Source organism: Lysinibacillus sp. NPDC097231 (genome assembly GCF_044761885.1).
Lineage (GTDB): Bacteria > Bacillota > Bacilli > Bacillales_A > Planococcaceae > Lysinibacillus.
The window spans coordinates 1-8,696 of sequence record NZ_JBIWDH010000063.1; the positions used below are offsets into that span (position 1 = coordinate 1).

The 8,696-nt window shown below is 35.6% G+C and carries 5 protein-coding genes and 1 pseudogene; 3 read left to right on the forward strand and 3 right to left on the reverse strand.

The window, feature by feature from the left end; translation table 11 throughout:
- The 3 genes and pseudogenes from ACIQXF_RS22625 to ACIQXF_RS22635 all read right to left on the reverse strand — a co-directional run.
- Positions 1–581: nuclease/transposase family protein (locus ACIQXF_RS22625; protein ID WP_483869738.1), on the reverse strand; the 581-nt coding region annotated here is incomplete at its 3' end.
- A gap of 5 nt (positions 582–586) precedes the next feature.
- A pseudogene (locus tag ACIQXF_RS22630) lies at positions 587–679 on the reverse strand (IS200/IS605 family transposase); the annotation flags it as partial.
- Positions 680–789: 110 nt separating this feature from the next.
- Entirely contained in the window at positions 790–1,422 is a 633-nt protein-coding gene (locus ACIQXF_RS22635) for a CAP-associated domain-containing protein (protein ID WP_402787996.1), read from the reverse strand.
- A 268-nt stretch (positions 1,423–1,690) separates the two neighbouring features.
- Here ACIQXF_RS22635 and ACIQXF_RS22640 point away from each other — a divergent pair, with 268 nt between their 5' ends.
- The 3 genes from ACIQXF_RS22640 to ACIQXF_RS22650 all read left to right on the forward strand — a co-directional run bounded on the left by ACIQXF_RS22640 (position 1,691) and on the right by ACIQXF_RS22650 (position 8,592).
- Positions 1,691–3,268 carry a sensor domain-containing diguanylate cyclase gene (locus tag ACIQXF_RS22640; protein WP_402787999.1) on the forward strand — a complete coding sequence of 526 codons (1,578 nt, stop codon included), beginning with the start codon at positions 1,691–1,693 and terminating at the stop codon, positions 3,266–3,268.
- A 440-nt stretch (positions 3,269–3,708) separates the two neighbouring features.
- Complete coding sequence (locus tag ACIQXF_RS22645) at positions 3,709–8,097, forward strand: S-layer homology domain-containing protein (protein WP_402788002.1); 4,389 nt, start codon at positions 3,709–3,711, stop codon at positions 8,095–8,097.
- 327 nt (positions 8,098–8,424) lie between these two features.
- Positions 8,425–8,592 carry a hypothetical protein gene (locus ACIQXF_RS22650; RefSeq protein ID WP_402788005.1) on the forward strand — a complete coding sequence of 56 codons (168 nt, stop codon included), beginning with the start codon at positions 8,425–8,427 and terminating at the stop codon, positions 8,590–8,592.
- The last annotated feature ends 104 nt before the right edge of the window (positions 8,593–8,696 follow it).

Consider the following 8,696-nt stretch of genomic DNA (forward strand, 5'->3'; position numbering starts at 1 on the left):
CCAAAGAAACGAGTACTCCCATCATCTGTCACTGCAACAGCAGGGACTTTCAAACCCAAATCTACACCCATTATCTTTGTTCCTGTTTTTTCACTAGTAGGGATGGTGACAGCTATTTGTGCCATCCATTTATTCGCTTTTTTCGTGATACGAAGAGTACCTAATTTGTGTTTTAACAAATCAAAATTTCGGTTATCTTTATCGGCCAACAAAGCACGAATAGGTGTTTTAGTAGCCTTGCCATCCATCATGATAGGCATTGAAATGTGTGTGTGATCAAAAGAATAGTTTTGGTTATTCCACATACACACTGGCTTCTTTAACACAGGAACTACCTTGTATTTATTTTTCTTCACTTTCTTAAACACACTTTTAGCGTCTTTAATCGCTTGGTTTTTAACAGCACTTGGCAGGTCAGCAGAAATATCCTTGCTTGATTTTTTTGTACTTTTCTTTTCTGCAACCATTTCAGAAACAAGGGTATTGATTGTATAAACATACGATTGACTCATAGTCTGTAAAATAGAAGCCTGTTCTTTTGTGGGAAGCAGTTTGACTTTAACGGTTATTGTTTGCGACACATGATTCACCCCCTTGTTTTTTGTTGTGCCACATAACGTTTGATGGTTTCACTCGATACGTTTCCTGCGGTAGAGACAAAATATATTCGTTCATATACACAACGTATCAGCTTTATTTATAAACTGCAACATGCATACAAAAAGAGTGGATTTTTTTTTGATGCTTATAGCACCACAAAATAGTGGCACTCCGTATCGGACCTCACTCTCATCCCACACCTGAAGGAGAGGGCTTTCCCGTTCGGAAAATCTGTAATCCTTCTACAACCCGTTCACGATTAATGAGCTCAATCATTAAATCCTCAAATCCTGCTCGTAGTTCATTGGAAGGCTTACCATAGTAGCTACTTTTACTCAATTCTGTAGCAGCATCAATCCACGTAATGGAACGAACAATATTGTTTTTGTGTACATCATAGAAAAAAGTGACATAGTATTGATCAATCAAATAGGTCCCATGTGTAGCACTACCAGAAAAGTCAAGATAATTAAGCAAATAGCTTGTATTTTGATAGTGAATAGCTGTGAGTGGAAGTCCATACTTTCTTTCAACTACTGTCCGGTTTGCACCGATACGAATGCCAAAAAAGGTGTGCCCAATACGCGTTTCGTACCCTCCGACCTCATTAGTATTTTGCCTTCCAACAAGGAAAAATTGAAAGTAGTCTGTTTTTAATCGATGCCATGTCATTTGATACTCACTTTGAAAGCCGGATAGTGATAAGTTTTTACGTGTATTTTTTTGATATAAACGAGTGGTATTATATGGATTAATAAAAGTATTTGCCCATAATGCCATACTAAAACCCAATATAATTGGAGTAGCTTTTCGTACTAACATATTTAAACCCTCTTTTATAAAAATATTATTTATCATAAAAATATACTAAAAATAGAGAGACTTTATAGATATAAAGATACTATATTTTTGTTGAATAAACGATAGATTAAATTTTGGTGCTTTCCCTATAATATTACTTTGGTTATAATATATCCTTAAAAACCACGTTATTTCGACTGAATTTTTTCTATTAAGACATGAAAATACTCTTATAAAATCGAGAGAAAATTAAATATAAGAAAACGGGTAAATAGGAGGGGATAGAAGAATGAAATCAAAACAGTTAAAGTTAAAGCATTTAATTATGGGAGTTGCGCTGGCTGCTTTTTTCTTAACAAGCATTGGTAGTCTTTGGGGTGGTTACCGAATGAATGTAGAATCGATTAAAGAAAATACGCTTGAAACGAATCGAGTATATGCGCAAAAACTAGCATCAACTGCAGAGGGTTATTTAAATGAAGCATTTCAAATTTTAGGGTACAGTGCTGATAAAATAAGATCGAAGATGAATGATGAGAATGCATTAAACCAGGAAACGGATCGTTTGAAAATGCAGAATAGTATGTTTAACTCCGTGGTTATAACGAATGCGGATGGTTTAGTATTATCTATATCGCCACCTTCAATAGAAATAAAGGGAGACACTTTAACCTCTGTTAGCGCTAAAGAAGCATTGACCAAAAAGACACCTCTTATCTCAAAACCTTATAAGGGGATCACGGGACGTCTTATTATTTTTATATCTTATCCTATTTTTTCGCAGTCAAATGAATACTTTGGAATGGTAGCAGGAACGATTTATTTAAACGAACAAAATGCATTTAATACTTTATTAGGAGAACATTATAGCCACGACGGCTCTTATGTATATGTAGTGGATTCTGATGGACGCGTTATCTACCATCAAGACCCAAGTCGCGTGAATGATGTCGTTATTGAAAATAAAGTTGTCCAGGCTTTGGTTGCGGGAAAAAGCGGAGCACAGCAAGTAGTGAACACGAAAGGAGTAGAAATGCTTGCCGGTTATAGTACGATATCCTCGGTAAACTGGGGAGTTGTTGCTCAAAGACCGTTAGATGTTGCATTAGCGCCTTCGTTTGATCGAGTGGAGGATATAGCGATAAAATCCATTCCACTTATGCTAATTTCAATCTTTATTGTACTTTGGGCGGCAGCACGTATTGCAGATCCTTTACAACAATTAGCCTCATTAACAGAAGAAAGCTTGGAATCCAAAAATGTAAAAGGCTTAGAATCTGTTCGGAGTTGGTATTTTGAAGCCCATTATTTGAAAAGTGCTCTCATACGAAGTTTAACATTTTTACAGGGGCAAGTTTCTTATTTTAAAGATCAGTCCACAACCGATCCATTAACAGGTCTAACAAACCGTCGCACAATGGATGCAATGTTAGCTGAATGGTTAGAAAACCAGCTACCACATGCGATCATTTTGCTAGATTTAGATCATTTTAAAAGTGTTAATGATACGTATGGTCATGCTGTTGGGGATAAAGTATTACAATTCTTGGCCCACAATATGAAAGCAGTCACTCGTGATGGCGATGTTTGTTGTCGCTACGGTGGAGAGGAATTCGTTATTCTTTTACCAATGACTACAGCTGAGAATGCAGCACAGACAGCGGAGCAACTGCGAGAGATTTTAGCCCATACGATAAGCCCTTGTGGTCGTCCCATTACATTATCTGCAGGAGTTGCAGTATATCCACAGATGGCAGATACAACGGAAAAATTAATCGAAGCGGCAGATGAGGCATTGTATTATGCTAAGCAAAACGGAAGGAATCAAGTAAAAGTAGCAGAGACAGGGGAACAAGTAAAAAAATAATGATAAATAGGCTTACATCTCTACTTTTGGGGGTACATGATTAATGCAACGATCATTTGGGCAAGCTATTTTTAAGTCATTCGCCATTATGACTTCCAACCTTGTTCAAATGATACGTAAACTCGGGACACATCTCTCGATCGACTTGACAAGATGTAAGGTTATCCCCCTTTCCCTTATGACATCACAAGTACGACTAGATGTATGCCTATATATCGTCAAACCAAGTGAGCACCGATGCTCCTTGGTTTTTTTGTATTGTCTTGGAGAAGTATGGTTGATTGTAGATAGGAAGAGAAAGGGTTGGAAAAAAGGTGTTTCCTTCCTTTATTATTTTAGATTATCTATGAAGGTTCACTACTTACCTGTCGATATAAAGGGTATGATGAAAATGATAGTTGTACGCATCAAAAATACATAAGTGTGAAAGGAAGAGTAGGATGGATAAAACTAAAATCCAAAAAGTAAACAAAGCACTAATCGCAACAGTTTTTGCTACTAGTGGGATTGCTGTTGTAGTGCCACCACCACAAAAGGCAGCAGCGGCTACTTCTCCATTTACGGATATTGACCAATACTCAAGCCACTATAACGAGATATTAAATTTATACTCTCAGGGTGTCATTAATGGATTTGCAGATAATACCTTCCGACCAAATGAAAATGTAACACGCGGTCAGGCGGCAAAAATGCTAGTGAAGGTTTTAAAATTGGACACAAAAAATGTACAAGATCCTTATTATAAAGATGTACCAAAGAGTAACGAATTCTACAAATATGTAGCTGCACTGCAAAATGCAGGGATCATGTCTGGGAATGCAAATGGAACATTTATGCCAAATGAAGTGATTACTCGTGGTGAATTAGCAAAAATTTTAGTGCTAGGCTTTAATTTAGAGGTATCAGCTAATTACAATAATATTTTCAAGGATGTAAACAGCCAATCAAGCAACGCTATGTATATTCAAACATTAGTAGATCTCGGCATTACAGAAGGGACAACACCCACTTTCTCCCCTTTTAATGCGGTAACACGTGAACAATTTGCATATTTTATTGTGCAATCACAAGAAAAGAAGAACAATGCCACATCTTTCAAAATTACAGGCGTTGAAGATGATATTGTCTATATAAATGGTGATAAATACACCGTGCCAGAAAGTTTATCGCATATTTTTAATGAGGATAATGCACCTGTATTGAAAGGTGCACTAGTGGAGGGAGATTTCTCAGGTAAAAGAATATACTCCGTCTCGAAGCTAACATTAAATGCAAGTGGAACAAGTTCAAGATTCCTTGAATTTGACGGGAATTATGGTTCCTTCGACGCAACAATTGTTGTCAATGGAAACTATATTGAGTTTTCCAATGTTCAATTGACAGGTACAATGTTTGTGAATGAAACGGTACGTCCGCCATTACATCTAGACGTTTCTTACAATCAACCAATATCACTTGGTCGTATCGCAAGTAACAATATTTCATTTATCAATTGGTCAAATCCAGATAATTCAAATGGTGAAAACTCTTCATCGTCCAATAACAGTCCAACAACGGATCTTCAAAATTGGACAAACCAGAATTCAGATAAAAATCCTGATAAAAATAAGCCATTTGTAAACTGGTCTAAAGAAAAAGTGACCATGAAAAATGTTGAAAAACATATTGAATTTTATAACAGCACGGTATCACGTCTAGTCGTATCTCAAAGTGGTACAAAAATTGAAACAAATACTAAACTACCACGTGTAGACATTATCGGTAGTGTCCGAGAATTTGAAATTCAAGGCGATATTGGCACGCTAAATCTCAATACAGACACGAAGCTAACAATTTACGGAGATGGCAATATCGATTGGATTAACTACAATAGCTATACGGATTTAGAACTTTATATAGATGGTCGAATTGGTACACTGTATGTTGATAACTCATATGGCACGATTGACATTGGAGACTACACATATATTGACAAGGTTATTCTACCGAAGGGCGAATCACCAAATAATATTTTCGACGATTTCCTAGAGGATAAAGATAATGTAGGTAGTATTACTGATCCAGATGGCAAGCCGATCGATAAAGACGATATCGAAAATCAAAATCCTGCTGATAAAACGAAGCCTTCAATCGATATTACGAGTGTAACAGTTTTAAATGGTAGTGATGTTCAGGTAGAATTCACTTCAGATAAAGTTGGGACTTACTACTATATTGTTCGTGAAAAGGACGTCGATGCACCAACAAAACGAGAAATGGTAGATCGTATTTCTACTGACAATGTAGCAAGTGGAACAGGTGCAGCAGTAAAGGGTAAAAACACTTTTAAAATCACTAATTTAGGTGAGAAAAAAGAATATGTCGTTTATGTCATGGTAGTTGATGGAGCGAAAAACGTTTCGGATCTAAAATCGCAATCGTTCCAGATGAAGGACGCATCACCACCAGTCGTAAAATCACTAACGGTAACACCTTTACATGGAGGGACACGTGCTGAATTTACATTTACAGCAAGTGAGCCTGGAGACTATTACTACTATGTACGTAAAAAGACAACTGCCGCAGATCCAACAACAGCAGACATTGTTGCTAAATCAACTGGTCAGGGTAAAGTTGTTGCGGGTAATCTGATAGTACCTGATATTATTTTAACAGGCTTAGAGGCTGAAGAAATGTACCAGCTTTATGTAGTGATGAAGGATGTTTCGGGGAATTACTCTGTGGATCCTGCTGTAGTGAAGGAATTTCCAACGGGTGCACTTGATAATATCAATCCTTACGTTGAAAAGACGAAACTTGAATCTGCTTCTGGAAAGGAAAATCAATTCTACATTTATTTAAATGAAGCATTAGACCCTGAAAGCGCTCGAGATATAAATAACTACGATTTATCAGGGACAGTTATTGTTAATACGACAGGGCAAAATAAAATAAAACCTTCTGCAGTTGAATATAAAGAAGGCGATAAAAAGGTTTTATTAACAATTCCATCTGAAACAGGTTTCGTCTATGGAGATACATTACGTGTAACAGTATTACCTGGTGTTAAGGACTTAGCAGACAATGAATTCGAAAATACCAATACTATTGAACCTGGAAATAATGTACGGAATTATGCAGAATATGTTCATGAAAAATTTGTTGATCCTGAGATTTTTATCAAAAATGTAATTAGCAAACCAGACCAATCTGATAATTTTAGACGAGTGGAAGTTGAATTCAAGCCAAACAAGGCTGGTACGTATTATTACATGGTCTTACCTGATACTATTGAAGACAATGGTGAAACAAAGACATTTAAGGAATATTTAGATGGCAAGGGAATTACAGAACGTGATTTTGTTAATGAATTTGCGTCTGACTCATCATTAAAATCAGGGTATTTCCAAATAGGTGGAAAAAATATTTATATTGAAATAGGCTATGGTCCGGCTGATTTAGAGGAAGACACAAAGAAATTCCCTATTGCTATTTCCAAAGATAAATTAAATCCATTCATAAGCTATTCGGTTTATATGGTATTAAAGGACCGTGGTGGCGATCTTTCAAAAATAACTTCTAAAGAGATATTTGGGGACTTAAAAGCACCATTAATAACGGATTTAGAAGTAAAGTCTGGTACTACAAAAGGTCCTGATGATACAAAAGCTACTGTAAGTTTCAGTACAGATGAGACAACAAAGCTTCATTATTGGTTCGTACCAAAGAAAAATGCTGACGGAACAGATAATCCAGATGCAAATCTAACGATTAACACGGCAGCAGAAAGAAAAACATTAGAAGACAAACTTAAAGCAAGTCCTTCGGTTACAAAAAGTGGAAAAGGTGCATCTGGAACTTTAGATATGACAGGAGTTACTTTAACACCACATACTGACTATGTTGTTTATTTAGGTGCTGAGGATACGTATGGTAACTTTACTGTTTATAAAGCCAATACAGCAGGGGACAATCACGATGAAACAAATACTGGCTGGATGAAACAAGACTTCTATTCCGATGGCACACCACCGAAAATAGCGGTTGGCACGCAACCTTGGATTAAAAAAATATCGAAAACAGAATTTGATACAATTGTTCAAAACCCATTGACTTCAGATTCTATGGCATTTAGTGAGGATAAAACATTTGTAGTGACGTTCTCAGAGGCATTAAATATTACGGATGCCCAATTACTTTCGGCATTAAATACTAAACTAGAGGGTACAACGGCAACGATTAGTAAGATAGAATGGGAAGACACAACAAATATTGAAACATGGGAACCGCGTAGACTGTTAATTCAATTCAATCAAAATGTCTTAAGTAGTTTTACAATTGATATGAACAAAGGAACAATTGTGGTTAAAGACTTTGCTGGATTAACGTTCGATAAACCACTAGGAGAGTTTAAATATCAAAATATGCCTGGATTCGGTATTTCTGGTGCAGGTTTAATAGGGAATCTTACAAAAAATACAAGCCTTCCTGCGACATCCAATAGAATTCAAGTAGTATACACTGCAAACTCTAAAGTGCATAATCCAAAATATTATTATGTAATGTCAAATACAGACTATGACATTACATCATCAACAAATATTTTAACAAAGCAACATATCATTGCGGGTATTGATCCAGAAAATAACTTAGCGTTTGATGTCAAAGGATCTGATGTTATGTCCGGAAACTCATTACTAGATATTAGATTATGGCCAGATAATTTGATTGGTACTAGTAATCAACCAGAAAAAGTATTTATTGAAGATAAATACATCTACATGGTGTTAATGGACGATTATGGAAATATTTCGGATATATCTAAAGCGACTATAATTAAAGACATGTAGATGATATGTTTAAGACTAAAATTCAGAAAAAGTAATATTATTTTATTGAAATATAAAAAGTATCTTTTATTTTAGGGTCGTAGAGTAAAATTTTTCTAACTTGACTATAAAAAATAACCAAGCGTATTATTCCCACTTGGTTATTTTACATAGCTTGTGAAATATATTTTTATATCTGTCTAATTCCTATAACACCTTATTGTCACCCTACCAAATCGAGGGGTTCCCAGTTGTTTAGATGTACGTATAATAATTTTTTTGATTTAATATTGTGTATCCATTGTTCAAATTGATTGTTGAGGTACAAAAACAACAGATGAAAGTAAGTTGATTATCAAACCAGTTTCACCAAATACGGCAGACAAAACATTTACAGTGAAAATGAAAGATGAAGCAGTTGACTTCAATATCACAGGTTACACAGGTAATAAATTCAAAGTTGAAGATTTTGGTAAATATGTGGCTCTTCACCATAACTTGGGGTTGACCATATAAAAATTCAATAAATTGGCTCTTCACCATAACTTGGGGTTGACCATATAAAAATTCAATAAATTTACATTGAAGTATAGAAAAAAAGTGAAAACTCACGTATCGTA

Coding starts and splice junctions, on each gene's coding strand:
- ACIQXF_RS22635 (WP_402787996.1), bottom strand. CDS start 1,422: ATGTTAGTACGAAAAGCTACTCCAATTATATTGGGTTTTAGTATGGCA.
- ACIQXF_RS22640 (WP_402787999.1), top strand. CDS start 1,691: ATGAAATCAAAACAGTTAAAGTTAAAGCATTTAATTATGGGAGTTGCG.
- ACIQXF_RS22645 (WP_402788002.1), top strand. CDS start 3,709: ATGGATAAAACTAAAATCCAAAAAGTAAACAAAGCACTAATCGCAACA.